Below are 17,070 nucleotides of genomic sequence, written 5' to 3' on the forward strand. Positions count from 1 at the left end.
CAATAGGGAGAGTAGGCTTCCTGCGTAGATCAAACACGCCCTGACAAAAAGGCAAACGCATGGCCAGTGACAAACAAAATCTGCAAGACGCATTTCTGAATCATGTTCGCAAGAACAAGGTTCCGGTAACGGTTTTCCTGATCAACGGGGTCAAGCTGCAGGGCGTGATCACCTGGTTTGACAACTTTTGCGTGTTGTTGCGCCGCGATGGCCAAAGCCAGCTTGTCTACAAGCATGCAATTTCCACGATCATGCCGGGCCAGCCGATTTCGCTCTATGAGGGTGAAAACTGACCTTGCGCAGCCAGAAGCGACAAGGGGCATATGACGACTGAAACGCAGGCCGGGCCGACGCGCGCTCTGGTCATTCATCCTGATATCAAGGCGCAGCATCAACCGCGTGAGCCCGAGCTTGCTCTGGCCGAGGCGGTCGCGCTTGCGCATGCGCTGCCGGGGCTGGAGGTCGTGGACGCTCTGGTCGTGCGTCTGCCCAAGGCGCAACCCGGCATGCTGTTCGGCTCTGGCAAGGTCGAGGAACTGGCCGCGCTGATTGAGGAGGCCGAGGTGGCGCTGGTGCTGATCGACGGGCCGGTGACGCCGGTGCAGCAGCGCAATCTGGAACGCGCCTGGAATGTGAAGCTGCTGGACCGGACCGGGCTGATCCTGGAGATTTTTGCGGATCGCGCGCGGACCCGCGAAGGCGTGCTGCAGGTGGAACTGGCCGCGCTGAGCTATCAGCGCACGCGGTTGGTGCGCGCCTGGACCCATCTTGAGCGGCAGCGCGGCGGGCTTGGCTTTGTCGGCGGTCCGGGGGAAACCCAGATTGAGGCCGACCGTCGCGCCATTGATACGCAGATGGTGCGGCTGCGTCGGCAACTCTCGAAAGTTGTCAAGACGCGCGAATTGCACCGCGCGGCGCGGCGCAAGGTGCCGTTCCCGGTCGTGGCGCTGGTGGGCTATACCAATGCGGGCAAATCGACGCTGTTCAACCGTCTGACCGGGGCCGAGGTGCTGGCCAAGGACATGCTGTTTGCGACGCTTGACCCGACGATGCGCGCGGTCACGCTGCCCACCGGCAAGGATGTGATCCTGTCCGACACGGTGGGGTTCATCTCGGATCTGCCGACCCAGCTTGTTGCGGCGTTTCGCGCGACGCTGGAAGAGGTGCTGGAAGCCGATCTGATCATCCATGTCCGTGATATCGCCCATCCCGAAACCGAAGAGCAGGCGCGCAATGTGCGCAGTATTCTGGGCGATCTGGGCGTCGATGAGCAGCGCCCGCTGATCGAATTGTGGAACAAGGCCGATCTGTTGTCAGAGGTGCAGCAGACCGGGCTGGCCGCGCGTGCTTCGGGCAGCGAGGCCGTGTTTCTGGGATCCGCGGTCACCGGGCAGGGGCTGGATGCGCTTTTTGCGGCGATGACGGCGCGTCTGGATGATGTGCGCCACAGTGACGAGGTGGTGCTCGATCACAGCGCGGGGCGGGCGCGGGCCTGGCTCTATGCGCAATCTGTGGTTGAGGCCGAGACGGTTGAAGAGGCGCAGACCCGGTTGCAGGTGAACTGGACCGCCCGACAGAAGCGCGCTTTTCGCGCGCTGCTGGGCGAGGTGCCTTCGGATACGGACTGAACCGCCCGGTGCGCGATGTGCCCGTATCAGGTATCTTCCCCAAAATCGCGTGAGTTCCGCGCCTTTCCGCTCAAGATATGGGGTTGTGTTACAAAGAGACATAATCTGTGAGTTGCATCCGGGCCGGGCTGGCCCCTATCTGCTAGCCAAACAGGCAGCAACGCACGAAGCAGATCATGCAAACCACCATCGCTACTCAGTGCTCGATTTCGGGGACAGGGCTGCATAGCGGCAAGCCCGTGCGTATGCGCATGCGTCCGGCACCTGCGCATTCGGGCCTTGTGTTCCGGCGTACCGACCAGCCCAAGGCGCGCCGCGACATTCGTGTCAGCCCCGAGAACTGGATTGAGGCGAGCCTGTGCACGGTTCTTGCCAATGAATATGGCGTGCGTGTGACGACGATAGAGCATCTTCTGGCGGCGTTGCATGGCTGTGGTGTTCACAATGTGATCATTGAACTCGACAGCGAGGAAGTGCCCATCCTGGATGGCAGCGCGGCGCCTTTCGTGCGCAAGATCCTGGCTGCCGGCATCAAATCGCTGGATGCGCCCTTGCAGGTGTTGCGCGTGCTGAAGGCCGTCGAGGTCGAGAAGGATGGCGCGCGCGCGCGCCTCAGCCCGGCCCCGCAGCTTGAACTGGCCTTCGAGATCGATTTCGCGGAACCGGCGATCGGGCATCAGCGGCGTCAGATGGCTATGTGCAACGGTGCCTTTCTGCGCGAGTTGAGCGACTGCCGCACCTTTTGCCTGCGCCGCGATGTGGAGCGGATGCAGGCCGCCGGGCTGGCGCTGGGCGGCACGCTCGACAATGCGGTAGTGTTCCACGAGGGTGAGGTGCTCAGCCCCGGCGGGCTGCGGCGCGCGGATGAGCCTGTGCGCCACAAGATGCTGGATGCGATGGGCGACCTCTATGTCGCCGGTTTGCCGGTCCTTGGGCGCTATGATGGCGTGCGCGCCGGTCATGCCCTGACGGGACGTCTGTTGCAGGCGCTTTTTGCAGATCCTTCGGCCTATGAAATCGTCCCGGTGGAAGGAATGACCCGGAAGCGTCTTCCGGGCACCGATATTTCCCTGTCCGACCTGTCACTTTCGGCCTGACAGGCCGCTTCGGCCCATGTTCCCTGTTTTCGGCAAAAGGCGTTTTGCGCCCCGGTTTTTTCTGTGCTAACAGATCGGAAAGGCATTGATGCTATGGGGTGGCAGGACATGATTTCGAAGGCTGGGATCCGGCATGCGGGCCTTGTCATAGGGGTGGTTGTCGCTCTGGGGGCCTGCAATCGCAACACTGGTCCCGACGAGTCGCTGGCCGCCTTCTCACCCGAGGAAATTTTCCAGCGCGGTGAATATGAGCTGGAGACCTCGCGCCGCAGTGCAAGCTCGCTGCGGTATTTTCAGGAGATCGAGCGTCTTTATCCCTATACCCAATGGTCGCGCCGGGCGCTGATCATGCAGGCCTATGCGCATCACCGCGCGCGGGAATACGAGGAAAGCCGTGCCGCGGCGCAGCGTTTCCTTGACACCTATCCCAATGACGAGGATGCGCCCTACGCTGCCTATCTGCTGGCGCTGTCCTTCTATGATCAGGTGGATGATATCGGTCGCGATCAGGGCGTGACCTTTCAGGCGCTCCAGCATCTGCGCCGCCTGATCGAGGATTATCCCGACAGCGATTATTCCCGCTCGGCGATCCTGAAATTCGAGCTGGCCTTTGACCATCTGGCGGCCAAGGAGATGGAAATCGGGCGGTATTATCTAGGTCGGGGCAATTACAACGCTGCGATCAACCGCTTCCGCGTCGTGGTCGAGGATTTCCAGACCTCCACCCATACGCCCGAAGCGCTGCACCGGCTGGTCGAGTCCTATCTTTCGCTCGGGCTGCGCGATGAGGCGCAGACGGCGGCGGCGCTTCTGGGCTATAACTTCGAGGCCAATCCCTTCTATCAGGATACGTTCCGCCTGCTTTCCCGACAGGGGCTGCAGCCCGAGGCGCGTGGCGAAGGCTGGTTGCGCACGATTTATCGGCAGGCTGTGCGCGGTGACTGGATCTGACCATGCTCATGCGCGCGGGTGAGCAGTGATGCTCCTGTCGCTGGACATTCGCGATGTGCTGATCATCGACCGGCTGGAACTGCGCTTCCGGCCCGGTCTGAATGTGCTGACGGGCGAGACCGGGGCGGGAAAGTCGATCCTGCTGGATGCGTTGGGCTTTGTGCTGGGCTGGCGCGGGCGCGCGGATCTGGTGCGTCAGGGCGCAGATCAGGGCGAGGTGATCGCCGAATTCGCGCTTGTGCCCGATCACCCGGCGCAGGCGGTTTTGTCAGAGGCCGGATTTCCTGTCTCTGACACATTGCTGCTGCGCCGTGTGAACAGCCGTGACGGGCGCAAGACGGCATGGGTGAATGACCGTCGTGCGTCGGGTGAGTTACTGCGGGCCTTGTCGGAAGTTCTCGTCGAATTGCATGGCCAGCAGGATGATCGTGGCTTGCTGAACCCGCGCGGGCACCGGTTGCTGCTGGACGCTTATGGCGTGGACGCAGCATTGCTGGAGCGTACCCGAGCCGCCTGGGGCGATCTGCGCGTGGCGCGCAAGGCGCATGCCGAGGAAATCGCCCGGCTGGAGGCGGCGCGCGCGGAAGAGGACTATCTGCGCCACGCGGTCAGCGAGCTGGACAAGCTGGCCCCGGAACCGGGCGAGGAAGAGGCGCTGGATTCGCGCCGCCGCAGGATGCAGGCCGCCGAGCGGTTGCGCGCGGATGTGGCGCGCGCCCATGCGGCGCTGTCTGAGGAAGGGGCCGAGCGCCTGCTGATTGATGCGACACGCTGGCTGGAAACGGCGGCAGAGGGGTTCGAGGGCGCGCTGGATGCGCCGCTGGAGGCGCTGGGCCGCGCGCTGGACGCGCTGGGCGAGGCGCAGCAGGGGGTCGAGGCCGCCGCCGAGACGCTGAATATCGCGCCGGGAGAACTGGAAACCGTCGAGGAGCGGCTTTTCGCGCTGCGCGGTCTGGCGCGCAAACATGGTTGCCTGCCCGATGATCTGGCGAGCCTCGCCGATGAGTTGCGGGCGCGGCTGACGCGTCTGGACAACGGGGCGCGGCTGCTGGCGGATCTGGCGCAGGCCGAGCGTCAGGCACAGGCGGCCTATGACACTTGTGCACAGGCGCTGACCGCCGCGCGGCAAGAGGCGGGCGCGAAGCTCGATGCCGAGATGGCGCAGGAACTTGCACCGCTGAAAATGGAGCGCGCCGCCTTCCGCACCGCGATCACACCGGCAGAGTCAGGCCCGGAGGGCGCGGATGCCGTCAGTTTCGAGGTCGCGACCAATCCCGGCGCGCCGTCGGGCCCGTTGTCGCGCATTGCCTCGGGCGGGGAATTGTCGCGCTTTCTGCTGGCGCTCAAGGTCTGCCTCGCGCGGGGCGTGTCCGGCGTGACGATGATCTTTGACGAGATCGACCGCGGTGTGGGCGGGGCCACGGCGGATGCGGTGGGGCGCAGGCTGCACGCGCTGGCTCAGGGCGCGCAGGTGCTGGTGGTGACGCATTCGCCGCAGGTTGCAGCGCTTGGCCAACACCATTGGCGGGTCGAGAAACAGGTGGTGGATGAAAGCACATTCTCCCGTGTTGTGCCGCTTTCCGCCGATCAGCGCATTGAAGAGATTGCAAGAATGATCTCTGGTGATACCATTTCAGACGCGGCCCGTGCGGCGGCCAGCGATCTATTGGCGACTTGTCTGTGACATGACGGAACCAGAACAGGTCACGCGCGTTTAGGGCGCAAGTATAAGAAGGCGCGTTGAAGCTGCGCCAGCAAAGAGGGAGGAAGCCGCGATGCATGCTCTGGTGACGGGTCTTCGGCCGTGGCGGGTGGTGCCTGCCTTGTTGTCTGTGGTCCTTGTTGCGGGCTGCGCCATGGCGCCGCTTGGTCCTGCCGCGCGCCCCGCGCCATCAGCGCCCCCGGCGGCTGTCGGAACCGCGACCCCCGCCCCCGAGGCGATGACGCCGGACGCATCGGCATCCGGTGCCGAACAGGCCTGTATCGCAGCCGGGCGCGAGCGCGGTCTGGATGTCATGGGCGTGGTCGGATCGCGTTCGGTCAACGGCACGAATGGCGAAGCCGCGCGCGATGTCATGCTGCGTGTCCGCAGGTCCGGTGCGGAAATCGAGGTGCGCTGCAACTATGTCACCGAGACCCGCATGGCGCGAATCATGCTGATCTGACGGCTCAGCGTTTCTTGTCTTTCGAGGATTGGATGATCTTGCGGGCGGCCTGAGCGGCGGCGCGCAACTCTTCGGCAATCTCTTCCGCCTCGTCCGGGTCGAAATCCAGCGGCAGATCCAGCCCGTCGCCCGCGATATAGATGCGCACCATTCCCAGACTGGTCGGCCCGATCTGCAGATTGGCCGCGATTTCGCTTTCTGAATTGATTCCCATGGCGGGCCCCTTGCTGGCGTGGTTGAACTCTTCTTCCCCGGTTACGGCGAAGCGGTGCAATATTCAAGCGTGCGGGCTCTTGCATTCATTTGCGCCGGGGGTTAAATCGCCCCTCAAGTGCCGCCTTAGCTCAGTTGGTTAGAGCGCTGGATTGTGGATCCAGAGGTCCCCCGTTCAAGCCGGGGAGGCGGTACCATTTTCCTCGGACATTCCGGCACTCTCTTGCCAAGGCAACCTTGCGGGCGTAACTGACAGCCTGATTTTCATCACAAGGTCCGTGCACCCCGTGCCTGTTCTGCCGCGACATGCTCTTCCCTATGCGCCCAAGGGCACAAGAATCGGATTGTTTGGCGGGTCTTTCGATCCGGCGCATGACGGGCATGTGCATGTCACCCACCATGCGCTGCGCCGCTTGCGGCTGGATCAGATCTGGTGGCTGGTCACGCCCGGCAACCCGTTGAAAGCACATGGTCCGGCCCCGTTGGAGGCACGGCTTTCGCGCGCGCATGCGCTGATGCACCATCCACGCGTTCAGATCACGCCGGTCGAGGCACGACTCGGCACGCGCTACAGTGCCGATACGCTGACGGAGATAAAACGGCTCTATCCGGAGCGGCATTTTGTCTGGGTCATGGGGGCCGACAATCTCGCAAGCTTTGATCGCTGGGAAAACTGGCGCGGCATCATGGCGCTGATGCCCGTCGCGGTCTTTGCGCGTCCGGGCCAGCAGCGTGCCGCGCTGGGATCACTCGCCGCGCGCCGATTTGCGGCGGCGCAACTGCCCGAGGCGCAGGCGGGACGGCTGGCGACACTGCCGCCCCCGGCATGGTGTTTCCTGCGTCTGCCCCTGCGCAACATCTCTTCCAGTCACCTGCGCGCGCGAGGGGACTGGGGCGGCATGTGATCTCAAAGCATTGATCACAGATGCGAAACACAGTGTTGTTAGCCGCCCCCATGTTTGAAGTCCCTTGCCTGACCTGTGTCAAACGGAGTTAATATCCTGCATAAGACGGCGATGCGGCGCGATGGCCATGCTGCTGCGCCAGGGACGGGGGCTTGGAATATGACCGACAGCAGCTTCGCGCGGCGCAGGTTTCTCAATCTGTTGCTGGGTGGCTCGGCGCTTGCCGCCATGCCCGCCTGCGCGGGTGCGCCGGAACGCTCGCTGCGCCCCGCTCTCAGACCCGCGCAGCCTGTCGAAGGGATCGTGTCGCGCGCGGGTCTTGGTGGCGATATCGCTTTCGCGGTGATGGATATGCGCGGGGGCAATCTGCTGGAAGGGCAGGGCGCGAACACGGCTCTGCCGCCCGCCAGCGTCGCCAAGGCCGTGACCGCGCTCTATGCGCTGGAGGCGATGGGCGCGGGCTATCAGTTCCGCACGCGGCTGGTGGCAACCGGGCCGGTGGTCGAGGGCGTGCTGCGCGGGGATCTGGTGCTTGCGGGTGGTGGCGACCCGACGCTGGAGACGGATCATCTGGCCGATATGGCCGCCGCGCTTGCGCGCGGGGGCGTGCGGCAGGTGACGGGCCGGTTCCTTGTCTGGGGCGGGGCATTGCCTTTTGTGCCGGAAATCACCGATGATCAGTCGCCGCAAGCGGGCTACAATCCCGCTGTCTCGGGGCTGAACCTGAATTTCAACCGCGTGCATTTCGAATGGCGGCGCGCGGGCAATGACTACACCGTGACCATGGATGCGCGTTCGAACCGGCACCGCCCGGCGGTCAGCATGGCGCGGATGCAACTCGCCAGTCGCAGCACGCCGCTTTACACCTATCGGCGCAGCGCGGGCGCGGATGACTGGACCGTCGCGCGCTCGGCGCTGGGCAATAGCGGGTCGCGCTGGTTGCCGGTACGCCATCCCGAACTTTATGCGGGCGAAGTGTTCCGCAGCTTCGCTACCGCGCAGGGAATAGCGCTGCAGGCCCCGGTGGTGACGCAAGCCGCCCCGGTCGGGCAGGATCTGGTGACGCATCGTTCGCAGGCCCTGCAAGAGGTGCTGCGCGACCTGTTGCGTTTCTCCACCAATATCAGCGCCGAGGCCGTGGGACTGATGGCGACCACCATGCGCAGCGGTCGTCCGGGGGGGCTGGCGGCCTCTGGCGCTGCGATGTCGGATTGGGCGCGTGCGCGCTATGGCATGTCGAGCGCGCGGCTGGTCGATCATTCCGGGCTGGGCGCGAATTCGCGCGTGTCGATGGGTGATCTGGCCAATATGTTCCGGCAGGCCGGGGGGGCGGGCACTTTGCGCGCGCTGTTGCGCGAGCATCCGTTCCGGGACCGCAATGGCAATGTGATAAACAATCCCGGTTTCGACGTGCGCGCCAAGACCGGCACGCTCTATTTTGTCTCGGCGCTGGGGGGGTATCTGTCCTCACCGGGCGGGCGTGATCTGGCTTTCGCGATCTGTTCCGCCGATCTGGCGCGGCGGGCGCGGGTGGCGGGGTCCGGGTCGGACCGGCCCGACGGCACCGCAGCCTGGGCCGGGAATGCGCGGCAGATGCAGCAGGATCTGTTGCGGCGTTGGGCACAGGCCCATGCGTGAGGCGGTGAGCCAGACATGAAAAAGGGGCTGCGCGAGCCCCTTTCCCGTCTGCCGCCCGGTTCACCCTTGTGCAGGATCAGATTTCCTGCGGCTGGGCGAGGAATTTCTCCAGCCAGTGAATGTCGTAATTCCCGGCCTGCACATCCGGCTCTGCCAGAAGCGCGCGGAAGAGCGGCACGGAACTGTCCACCCCGTCGATGATCAATTCGCCCAAGGCACGGTTGAGGCGCGCAAGCGCCTCGGGGCGGTCGCGGCCATGCACGATCAGCTTGGCGATCAGGCTGTCGTAATAGGGCGGGATCGTGTAGCCGGAATAAAGCGCACTATCCATGCGCACCCCAAGCCCGCCGGGCGCGTGATAGGTCTCGACGCGACCGGGGCAGGGGGTGAAATTCGGCAGTTTCTCGGCATTGATGCGCACTTCGACCGCATGCCCGTTCACCTGCAGCTCATCCTGGGTGAAAGACAGCGGCTGGCCCGCTGCCACACGGATCTGCTCGCGCACCAGATCGACCCCGAAAATCGCCTCGGTCACGGGATGCTCGACCTGAAGCCGGGTGTTCATCTCGATGAAATAGAACTCGCCGTTCTCATAGAGAAACTCGATCGTACCGGCCCCGCGATAGCCGATCCGGGCCACGGCCTCGGCGCAGGTCTGGCCGATCCGGGCGCGGGTCTCGGAATCGATCACCGGGCCGGGGGCTTCTTCCAGAACTTTCTGGTGGCGGCGCTGGAGTGAACAGTCACGTTCGCCCAGATGCACCGCATTGCCCTTGCCATCGCCAAAGACCTGAATCTCGATATGGCGCGGCTGACCGAGATATTTCTCGATATACACCTCATCATTGCCGAAAGCGGCCTTGGCCTCGGCCCGCGCAGTGCGGAAGGCGGTTTCCAGTTCGGCCGCCGAGCGCGCGAGTTTCATGCCGCGCCCGCCGCCGCCTGCTGTCGCCTTGATGATTACCGGATAGCCGATTTCGGCGGCCACGGTGCGGGCGGTCTCGAAATGTGCGACACCGCCAGCCGATCCGGGCACACAGGGCACGCCAAGGGCTTTCATCGTGTCCTTGGCGGTGATCTTGTCACCCATCATGCGGATATGCTCCGCCGACGGCCCGATGAAGGTGATGTCGTGATCTTCGACCACCTGCACGAAAGCCGCGTTTTCCGACAGGAAGCCGTAACCCGGATGGATCGCTTCGGCGCCCGAAATCTCGCAGGCCGAGATGATCGCGGGCACATGCAGATAGCTTTGGCCAGAGGGGGCGGGGCCGATGCAGATCGCCTCATCGGCCATGCGCACATGCATGGCGTCCGCATCTGCGGTCGAATGCACGGCAACCGAGCCGATCCCCATTTCGCGACAGGCGCGGATCACGCGCAGCGCGATTTCCCCGCGATTGGCAATCAGGATCTTGTTGAACATGCCTGCGCCGCCTTATTCGATGATCATCAGGGGGGCGCCGAATTCCACCGGGCTGCCATCGCCGATCAGGATACGCTTGACCGTGCCTGCTCGCGGGGCGGGGATGTGGTTCATCGTCTTCATCGCTTCGATGATCAGAAGCGTATCGCCCTCGGCCACCTGCGCGCCCACGCTCACGAAATTCGCGGCGCCCGGTTCGGCGGCAAGATAGACCGTGCCCACCATGGGCGAGGTCACGGCGCCAGGGTGCTGGGCGGGATCGGCAGGCGTCTCGGTTTTCGTGGTGGCGGTGGCGGATGTGGCAGGCGCAGGGGCTGCGGCGACCGGGGCTGGCGCGGCGACCTGCTGGAAAACCGGCTGGTTGCCGAGTTTCGAGACTTTCACATTCAGGCTGTCATTGTCGCCATAGTCGCGCTTCACGCTCAGCTCGGAGAGGTCGTTCTCGTTGAGAAGTTCCGCAAGGGCTTTGATAAAAGCGACATCGGCATCATTGCGGCTTTGCGTCATCTCATTCCTCGAACACAGGGGCGTTATTATGGTTGCTTCCTGCCCAGAGCCTATGCCCTGAACCTTGGCGCTGCCTTATACTGGAGAGGGCCCTCGGTGTGAAGCCGCGTTTTCGTCCCTCTGTTTTCTGGCTCGTATCGGCAAGAAACCGGTTTGCGCGCCTGTAAATTTCTGTAAATTCCGTCGCGAGAGGAGTTTCCCATGGTACGTCCCGCCTTGACCGGAACCCGTATTCGTGCGCGCCGCAACCTGCGCGGGATGCGACAGGCCGAACTTGCGCGCGAAGTGGGGGTGTCGGCGTCATACCTCAATCTGATCGAACATAACCGGCGCAATATCGGCCCCGATCTTCTGGGCGCGCTGGCTCAGGCGCTCGGGGTCTCGGTGGATGCGCTGATCGAGGATGGCGATTCCCGGCTGGTTGAAGGCGCGCGCGCAGCAGCGGAACGGTGCAATCTCGATCCGGCGGAACTGGAGCGGATCGACGAGTTCACGGGGCGGTTTCCGGGCTGGGCCAAGGTTCTGGCCGAAACCCAGTCACGGGTGGAGCGGCTGGAGCGGGTTGTCGAACAGCTGAATGACCGCATGACCCATGACCCCTATATGGGCGAAGCGCTGCATGAGATCATTTCCGCCGTGACCTCGGTGCAATCGACAGCAACCATCCTGAACGATGCGCAGGAGATCGAGCCCGACTGGCAGGCGCGGTTTCACCAGAATATCCTGCAGGACAGTGCGCGGCTGGCAGAAGGTGCCGTGGCGCTGGTCAATTATCTGGATGCGGGCAAGAGCGAGGAGACCGGGCTTGCCGCGCCGCAGGAAGAGGTCGAGGCCTGGCTGGCGCAACACGATTTCCATCTGCCGGAGCTGGAGGCCGAGACGTTTGACCCGGCGCGGCTTGTCGCCGGGCAGGTGGAATTATCCTCGGAAGCGTCGCGCGCGCTTGCGTTGCAATGGGTCACGCAATTTCACGCCGACAGCCGGGCGCTGCCGCTGGCGCGTCTGCTGCCTGCGCTGGATCGGGTGGGTATCGCGCCCGAGATCCTTGCGGATGAGTTCGGTATCCCCTTCGATCAGGTGCTGCGCCGCTTTGCGTTGCTACCACGCGATATATTGGTCGAGCGCGGGCTCCCGGTTCCCGGTCTGGTGATCTGCGACAATTCCGGCACGATCCTGTTCCGGCGTGGGATTGATGGTTTCGCCTTGCCGCGCTTTGGTGGCGCCTGCCCGCTCTGGCCGCTCTATCAGGCGCTGCAGCGGCCTTTCGTGCGGCTGCGCATGCCGCTGGCGACGGCGGGGCGGCTAGGGCGGCGTTTTGTGACCTATGCCTGTGCTGCGACACGCGCAGAGCTTGGATTCGGGATGCCGAGTGTCCTGCAGGCCACGATGCTGATCCTGCCGGCCGAAAACCTGACCGAAGAGGCCGAGCGCGCCTTGCTCGCGGTCGGGGCAAGCTGTCGGACCTGCCCCCAACTGGATTGTGCGGCCCGCCGGGAACCGTCCATTCTGATGACCGCTGTATGAAACGCGCTTTGACAGGCGGGCGATAAGCTGTGTAAACAAATCGTGTAAGGCGGCGGGAGGAACTGGGTCGCCTTGCATATCGGTCGGGGTGCGCCCATTGGCGCCTGGCGCCAAAAGTGCTTGCGCGCCCCGATCCCCGCAAGGGTGGAGGAGGTTTGCGATGGAGAAGCGCGTCCTTGTGATCGAGGATGAGCCGAATATTTCGGAAGCCCTGCGCTTCATCCTGACGCGCGAAGGCTGGAAGGTGGATGTATCGGCAAACGGAAAATCCATGCTGGGCACCTTGCAGGCCGATCCGCCGGATCTGCTGATCCTTGATCTGATGCTGCCGGATCTGAGTGGTTTCGATATCCTGAAATTCCTGCGCGCGGGCGAGGGAACGCGTGAATTGCCTGTCCTGATGCTGACCGCCAAGGGACAGTCTGCCGACCGGGTCGAGGCCGAACGTCTGGGCGTGACCCGCTTCATGACCAAACCCTTCGCGAATGCCGAAGTGATTGCCGCGGTGCGGGAAATGACAGCGCCATGAGCCGCCCGCCACGCCCGCAGTTTCTGGCGCGTGACAGCTACCGGGTCCGCCGCCTGATGGATGCGGCGCGGTTTCTGCCGGTCTTCGGCTTCGTGCTCCTGCTGCTGCCGCTGATGCGGCACAGCTCTGACACCGAGGCGCCGCCGACTGCCAGCGAGGGCGTGTATCTTTTTCTGGTCTGGTTCGGCCTCGTACTTGCCGCCTTCCTGATGTCGCTGGGCCTGCGTCGCGCGCTCGATTCGTCCAAAGAGCGCATCACACCGCCGGAGGACTGAGCCCATGTCCTTCAATATGCTTGTCCTGACCTGTCTGGCCTATGTCATCTTGCTGTTTGTCGTGGCCTCGGCGGCTGAGCGGGCGGCGTCAGAGGGGCGCGCGGGCTGGCTGCGCTCTCCCATGATCTACACGCTCTCGCTCTCGGTCTATTGTACTGCATGGACCTTTTACGGCGCGGTCGGCTTTGCTGCGCGCTCTGGTCTGGAATTCATGACGATATATCTCGGCCCGACGCTGGTCTTTGTGGGCTGGTGGGTGCTCTTGCGCAAGCTGGTGCGGATCGGGCGCGAGAACCGCGTCACCTCGATCGCCGACATGATTTCGGCACGCTATGGCAAGTCGAACCTGCTGGGCGTGATCGTGACGCTGCTGTGCATATCCGCAGGCGCTCCCTATATCGCGCTGCAACTGCAATCCATCTCGCAATCCTTCACGGTTTTCGTGACCGATCCCGCCAGTATGAGCCTTGCGGGCAATCCCACGCTGATTGCCTTCTGGGTGGCAATCGGTCTGGCCTTTTTCACCATTGTTTTCGGCACGCGGACATTGGATGCCAATGAACAGCACCCCGGTGTTGTGACCGCCATTGCGGTCGAGGCTGTGGTCAAGCTGGTCGCGCTTCTGGCGGTGGGGGTCTTTGTCGTCTGGGTCGTGGCCGCCGGGCCCGCAGATATCCTGTCACGGATCGATGCGCAGGCGCTGCCGCAATGGGAGATCCAGCCGGGCCGCTGGACCGGGCTGATCCTGCTGTCGGCCATCGCCATCATCTGCCTGCCGCGCATGTTTCAGGTGACGGTGGTCGAGAATACCGATGACCAGCATCTTGCCACGGCGAGCTGGGCCTTTCCGCTCTATCTGTTCCTGATCAGCCTTTTTGTGCTGCCGATTGCGGTGATCGGCATGGAGCTGATGCCTGCGGGCAGCAACCCGGACATGTTCGTGCTGACACTGCCCTTGCATCTCGGGCAGGACGGGCTGGCGCTGCTGTCCTTCCTCGGCGGGTTTTCGGCGGCAACCTCGATGGTGATTGTGGCCTCGCTTGCCTTGGCCACGATGGTCTCGAACCACATCGTCGTGCCTCTCTGGCTGAAGCTCCGTGCCGCGCGCAATCTTGATTCGGGAGATATGCGACTGCTGGTCCTGAGTGTCCGGCGGCTGTCGATCTCGCTCGTGCTGGGGCTGGGCTATCTCTATTATGTCATCACCGGCGGGTCGGCTGCACTGGCGGCCATCGGGTTGATTTCTTTTGTGGGCGTGGCGCAGATGCTGCCTGCGCTTCTGGGCGCGCTCTTCTGGCGCGGGGCAAGCCGCACGGGTGCCGCGCTGGGGCTGATCACGGGGATGGCACTGTGGTTCTACACGCTGTTCCTGCCCAGTTTCGGGCCCGGCGTGTTCCTGTCGGCGCAGGTGATGGAGGCAGGGCTCTTCGGCCAGTCCTGGCTGCGCCCCTACAGCCTGTTCGGTCTGACCACGCTTGATCCGCTCCTGCACTCCCTGTTCTGGTCGCTGCTTCTGAATGTGCTGATCTTCTGCCTGGGGTCTTTCCTGAGCTTCCCCAGTCCGATGGAGCGGGTTCAGGGCGCGCTCTTCGTGAATATTTATGACCGTACCGGCCCCGCGCGCAGCTGGACCCGGCCTGTGGCCGAGGCCGAGGATCTGCTGCCCATCGCGCAGCGCATATTGGGTGCCAGCGAAGGGCAGAATTTCTTTCGCGCCCAAGCTGCACTGCAGGGCAAGCAGGGTTTCCTGCCCGATATCACGCCGGAATTTCTGGAAGCGCTGGAGTTGAAGCTTTCCGGCTCGGTGGGCGCTGCGACCGCGCATGCGATGCTGGCGCAGAGCGTGGGCACGGCGGTTGTCTCGGTCGAGGATCTGATGGCCGTGGCCTCGGAGACGGCGCAGATCATGGAATATTCCGCCCAGCTTGAGGCCAAATCCGAGGAACTCAGCCGGACCGCGCGCAAGCTGCGCGAAGCGAATGAGATGCTGCAGAAGCTTTCGGTGCAGAAGGATGCGTTTCTCAGCCAGATCAGCCATGAATTGCGCACGCCCATGACCTCGATCCGGGCGTTTTCCGAGATCATGATGGACAGCGATTCGATGTCACCCGAAGAGCGCACCCATTTCGCCCAGATCATTCATGACGAATCGATCCGGCTGACCCGGCTGCTGGATGATCTGCTGGATCTGAGCGTGCTGGAACATGGGCAGGTGCAGCTTAATATCGCGCCGGTCCAACTGCGCGATCTGATCGACAAGGCGATCCGCTCTTCGGAATCGGTGCAGGCGGATCGCAAGTTCCGTATCCTGCGCAGCCGTGATCCCGAAGGGATCGAGATCGCGACCGATGCGGGCCGTCTGACACAGGTTTTCATCAATATCCTGTCCAATGCCCGCAAATACTGCATCGCCGATGATCCGCAGATGCAGATCAAGGTGCGCGAGCGCAAGGGGATGGTCGAGGTCGATTTCATCGATAATGGCGCGGGCATCCCGCGCGACAAGCAGGCGTTGATTTTCGAGAAATTCTCGCGACTGACGGATTCGATGCATGCGGGCGGGGCGGGCCTGGGTCTCGCGATCTGCCGCGAGATCATGCACAATCTCGGGGGCGATATTGCCTATGTGCCGGGGCAGGGTGGTGCCGCGTTCCGCGTGAGTTTCCCGCGCGTGCTGTCGCGCCATGCCGGGGGGCGCAAGCCGACAAGCCCGCAGGCGGAAGCGGCGGAATAGATCGGGGATTGTCCGAAATTTCAGCAGCGCGCGATTTTTCACCCGGATAAAAATTTTACTAATTGATAAAAAATCGGAAGCGTGGTTTCCTGAGTGCCACAAGAGCCAGTCATCAAAAGGCCAGCCAGATGTCCAACAGCCCCACCACCCCCGGAATCGCGGCAAGCCGTCTTCATGCCGAAGACTATGCGCGCCATTTCGACGATCTCTATCCCGCTTATGATCCGCATGAAGCGATGGTCGCGGCGGATCGCTGCTATTTCTGCCATGATGCCCCCTGCATCACGGCCTGCCCCACGGAAATCGACATTCCCCTCTTCATCCGCCAGATACAGGCGGGTCAGCCGGAAGCGGCAGGCAAGACGATTTTCAGCCAGAATATCCTTGGCGGCATGTGCGCGCGCGTCTGCCCGACCGAGACGCTTTGCGAAGGCGCCTGCGTGCGCGAGGCGGCAGAGGGCAAGCCGGTCGAGATCGGGCGGCTGCAGCGCTATGCGACGGACCGGCTGATCGCGCGGAATGCCCATCCTTTCACGCGCGCCGCCGCGAGTGGCAAGCGCGTGGCGGTGGTGGGCGCCGGGCCCGCCGGGCTTGCCTGTGCGCACAGGCTGGCACTGCATGGTCATGATGTCACGGTATTCGAGGCGCGCGAAAAGCCCGGTGGACTGAATGAATACGGGATTGCGGCCTATAAGGCGGCGCATGATTTCGCCCGTGCCGAGGTGGACTGGCTGATGCAGATCGGCGGGATCACGCTCCGGCAGGGCTGGAAACTGGGCACCGATGGCACGCTTGCCGATCTGCAGGCGGAATATGATGCGGTGTTTCTCGGGATCGGGCTTGCGGGCGTGAATGCGCTGGGCCTTGAACGCGAGGATGCGCCGGGCGCGCGCGATGCGGTCGATTTCATTGCCGAACTGCGCCAGACGACGGATCTCTCCACCCTGCCCATCGGGCGGCATGTGGTGGTGATCGGGGGCGGCATGACGGCGGTGGATGCGGCGGTGCAGTCGCGCCTCCTGGGGGCCGAGCATGTGACGATGGTCTATAGGCGCGGACGCGAAGAGATGGGGGCATCCGATTATGAATTGAGCCATGCCGCCAATGAAGGGGTGAAGATCATCACCAATGCGATGCCGGTGGCGATCCATGCCAATGGCGCACTGCGCGAGGTGGAATTCGCCTATACCCGTCAGGGGCCGACCGGGCTGGAGCCCTCGGGCGAGACCTTCCGCGTGAAGGCCGATCATCTGTTCAAGGCGATCGGGCAGAAGCTGGAGGGCGTGCCGGAGGGGCTGGCGCTGGACGGGCGCAAGCTATCGGTGGGCGCGGACGGGCGCACCACGCTTGCGGGCGTCTGGGCCGGGGGCGATTGCACGGGCGGCGGCGAGGATCTGACGGTGACGGCTGTGGCGCAGGGGCGCGATGCCGCCGAGAGCATCCATGCGGCGTTGACGGGGGCAGGTGCGTGACAAGCA

The 17,070-nt window shown here is 63.7% G+C and carries 16 protein-coding genes and 1 tRNA gene; 14 read left to right on the forward strand and 3 right to left on the reverse strand.

Features of this window, described 5'->3' with window-relative positions:
• Window positions 1-59: 59 nt before the first annotated feature.
• From hfq to BG457_RS14520, 6 genes are all read left to right on the forward strand, one after another.
• Window positions 60-293, forward strand: a complete 234-nt coding sequence (hfq, locus tag BG457_RS14495; protein ID WP_071797933.1) for an RNA chaperone Hfq — start codon at window positions 60-62, stop codon at window positions 291-293.
• Between the two features lie 30 nt (window positions 294-323).
• On the forward strand, window positions 324-1,628 hold the full coding sequence (gene hflX / locus BG457_RS14500; RefSeq protein WP_071797935.1) for a GTPase HflX: 1,305 nt from the start codon (window positions 324-326) through the stop codon (window positions 1,626-1,628).
• Between the two features lie 176 nt (window positions 1,629-1,804).
• A complete protein-coding gene (gene lpxC, locus BG457_RS14505) occupies window positions 1,805-2,725 on the forward strand; it encodes a UDP-3-O-acyl-N-acetylglucosamine deacetylase (RefSeq protein WP_071797937.1) in 921 nt (306 codons plus the stop codon).
• Window positions 2,726-2,833: 108 nt separating this feature from the next.
• Window positions 2,834-3,676, forward strand: coding sequence for an outer membrane protein assembly factor BamD (locus tag BG457_RS14510; RefSeq protein ID WP_071798022.1), 843 nt, complete (start codon window positions 2,834-2,836; stop codon window positions 3,674-3,676).
• Between the two features lie 28 nt (window positions 3,677-3,704).
• Complete coding sequence (recN, locus tag BG457_RS14515) at window positions 3,705-5,360, forward strand: DNA repair protein RecN (RefSeq protein ID WP_071797939.1); 1,656 nt, start codon at window positions 3,705-3,707, stop codon at window positions 5,358-5,360.
• Window positions 5,361-5,451: 91 nt separating this feature from the next.
• Window positions 5,452-5,841 (forward strand): hypothetical protein, encoded by a 390-nt coding sequence (locus tag BG457_RS14520; protein WP_139257776.1) that lies wholly within the window; start codon window positions 5,452-5,454, stop codon window positions 5,839-5,841.
• A gap of 4 nt (window positions 5,842-5,845) precedes the next feature.
• Here BG457_RS14520 and BG457_RS14525 read toward each other — a convergent pair whose 3' ends face one another.
• The gene (locus tag BG457_RS14525; RefSeq protein WP_071798024.1) at window positions 5,846-6,055 is read right to left on the reverse strand and encodes a DUF6324 family protein; all 210 of its coding nucleotides are present in this window, start codon (window positions 6,053-6,055) and stop codon (window positions 5,846-5,848) included.
• 119 nt (window positions 6,056-6,174) lie between these two features.
• On the opposite strand from BG457_RS14525, the gene BG457_RS14530 reads away from it, so the two are divergent.
• The 3 genes from BG457_RS14530 (at window position 6,175) to dacB (ending at window position 8,597) form a co-directional block, all read left to right on the forward strand.
• Window positions 6,175-6,251 (forward strand) — tRNA-His (locus BG457_RS14530).
• Window positions 6,252-6,341: 90 nt separating this feature from the next.
• Entirely contained in the window at window positions 6,342-6,959 is a 618-nt protein-coding gene (locus tag BG457_RS14535; RefSeq protein ID WP_245771013.1) for a nicotinate-nucleotide adenylyltransferase, read from the forward strand.
• A gap of 159 nt (window positions 6,960-7,118) precedes the next feature.
• Window positions 7,119-8,597 carry a D-alanyl-D-alanine carboxypeptidase/D-alanyl-D-alanine endopeptidase gene (dacB, locus tag BG457_RS14540; RefSeq protein ID WP_071798028.1) on the forward strand — a complete coding sequence of 493 codons (1,479 nt, stop codon included), beginning with the start codon at window positions 7,119-7,121 and terminating at the stop codon, window positions 8,595-8,597.
• A gap of 76 nt (window positions 8,598-8,673) precedes the next feature.
• Here dacB and accC read toward each other — a convergent pair whose 3' ends face one another.
• Complete coding sequence (gene accC / locus BG457_RS14545; protein WP_071797943.1) at window positions 8,674-10,023, reverse strand: acetyl-CoA carboxylase biotin carboxylase subunit; 1,350 nt, start codon at window positions 10,021-10,023, stop codon at window positions 8,674-8,676.
• 12 nt (window positions 10,024-10,035) lie between these two features.
• Entirely contained in the window at window positions 10,036-10,530 is a 495-nt protein-coding gene (gene accB, locus BG457_RS14550) for an acetyl-CoA carboxylase biotin carboxyl carrier protein (protein WP_071797945.1), read from the reverse strand.
• A gap of 201 nt (window positions 10,531-10,731) precedes the next feature.
• Here accB and BG457_RS14555 point away from each other — a divergent pair, with 201 nt between their 5' ends.
• The 5 genes from BG457_RS14555 to BG457_RS14575 all read left to right on the forward strand — a co-directional run bounded on the left by BG457_RS14555 (window position 10,732) and on the right by BG457_RS14575 (window position 17,064).
• Window positions 10,732-12,054, forward strand: coding sequence for a helix-turn-helix domain-containing protein (locus BG457_RS14555; RefSeq protein WP_071797947.1), 1,323 nt, complete (start codon window positions 10,732-10,734; stop codon window positions 12,052-12,054).
• A 160-nt stretch (window positions 12,055-12,214) separates the two neighbouring features.
• A complete protein-coding gene (locus BG457_RS14560) occupies window positions 12,215-12,583 on the forward strand; it encodes a response regulator transcription factor (RefSeq protein ID WP_071797949.1) in 369 nt (122 codons plus the stop codon).
• Complete coding sequence (locus BG457_RS14565; RefSeq protein ID WP_071797951.1) at window positions 12,580-12,858, forward strand: hypothetical protein; 279 nt, start codon at window positions 12,580-12,582, stop codon at window positions 12,856-12,858. The genes BG457_RS14560 and BG457_RS14565 overlap by 4 nt, the downstream gene beginning before the upstream one ends.
• Window positions 12,859-12,862: 4 nt before the next feature.
• The gene (locus BG457_RS14570) at window positions 12,863-15,592 is read left to right on the forward strand and encodes an ATP-binding protein (protein WP_071797953.1); all 2,730 of its coding nucleotides are present in this window, start codon (window positions 12,863-12,865) and stop codon (window positions 15,590-15,592) included.
• Window positions 15,593-15,720: 128 nt separating this feature from the next.
• Entirely contained in the window at window positions 15,721-17,064 is a 1,344-nt protein-coding gene (locus tag BG457_RS14575) for an NAD(P)-dependent oxidoreductase (RefSeq protein WP_071797955.1), read from the forward strand.
• Window positions 17,065-17,070 lie beyond the last annotated feature (6 nt).

The sequence above is a fragment of the Natronohydrobacter thiooxidans genome (genome assembly GCF_001884735.1).
Taxonomy (GTDB): domain Bacteria; phylum Pseudomonadota; class Alphaproteobacteria; order Rhodobacterales; family Rhodobacteraceae; genus Roseinatronobacter; species Roseinatronobacter thiooxidans_A.

What these genes read in the sequence shown, in the direction of transcription:
- BG457_RS14560 (WP_071797949.1), top strand. Translation starts at nt 12,215, where the DNA reads ATGGAGAAGCGCGTCCTTGTGATCGAGGATGAGCCGAATATTTCGGAA.
- BG457_RS14570 (WP_071797953.1), top strand. Translation starts at nt 12,863, where the DNA reads ATGTCCTTCAATATGCTTGTCCTGACCTGTCTGGCCTATGTCATCTTG.
- hfq (WP_071797933.1), top strand. Translation starts at nt 60, where the DNA reads ATGGCCAGTGACAAACAAAATCTGCAAGACGCATTTCTGAATCATGTT.
- accB (WP_071797945.1), bottom strand. Translation starts at nt 10,530, where the DNA reads ATGACGCAAAGCCGCAATGATGCCGATGTCGCTTTTATCAAAGCCCTT.
- BG457_RS14565 (WP_071797951.1), top strand. Translation starts at nt 12,580, where the DNA reads ATGAGCCGCCCGCCACGCCCGCAGTTTCTGGCGCGTGACAGCTACCGG.
- lpxC (WP_071797937.1), top strand. Translation starts at nt 1,805, where the DNA reads ATGCAAACCACCATCGCTACTCAGTGCTCGATTTCGGGGACAGGGCTG.
- BG457_RS14510 (WP_071798022.1), top strand. Translation starts at nt 2,834, where the DNA reads ATGATTTCGAAGGCTGGGATCCGGCATGCGGGCCTTGTCATAGGGGTG.
- recN (WP_071797939.1), top strand. Translation starts at nt 3,705, where the DNA reads ATGCTCCTGTCGCTGGACATTCGCGATGTGCTGATCATCGACCGGCTG.
- accC (WP_071797943.1), bottom strand. Translation starts at nt 10,023, where the DNA reads ATGTTCAACAAGATCCTGATTGCCAATCGCGGGGAAATCGCGCTGCGC.
- BG457_RS14525 (WP_071798024.1), bottom strand. Translation starts at nt 6,055, where the DNA reads ATGGGAATCAATTCAGAAAGCGAAATCGCGGCCAATCTGCAGATCGGG.
- BG457_RS14575 (WP_071797955.1), top strand. Translation starts at nt 15,721, where the DNA reads ATGTCCAACAGCCCCACCACCCCCGGAATCGCGGCAAGCCGTCTTCAT.
- dacB (WP_071798028.1), top strand. Translation starts at nt 7,119, where the DNA reads ATGACCGACAGCAGCTTCGCGCGGCGCAGGTTTCTCAATCTGTTGCTG.
- hflX (WP_071797935.1), top strand. Translation starts at nt 324, where the DNA reads ATGACGACTGAAACGCAGGCCGGGCCGACGCGCGCTCTGGTCATTCAT.
- BG457_RS14520 (WP_139257776.1), top strand. Translation starts at nt 5,452, where the DNA reads ATGCATGCTCTGGTGACGGGTCTTCGGCCGTGGCGGGTGGTGCCTGCC.
- BG457_RS14555 (WP_071797947.1), top strand. Translation starts at nt 10,732, where the DNA reads ATGGTACGTCCCGCCTTGACCGGAACCCGTATTCGTGCGCGCCGCAAC.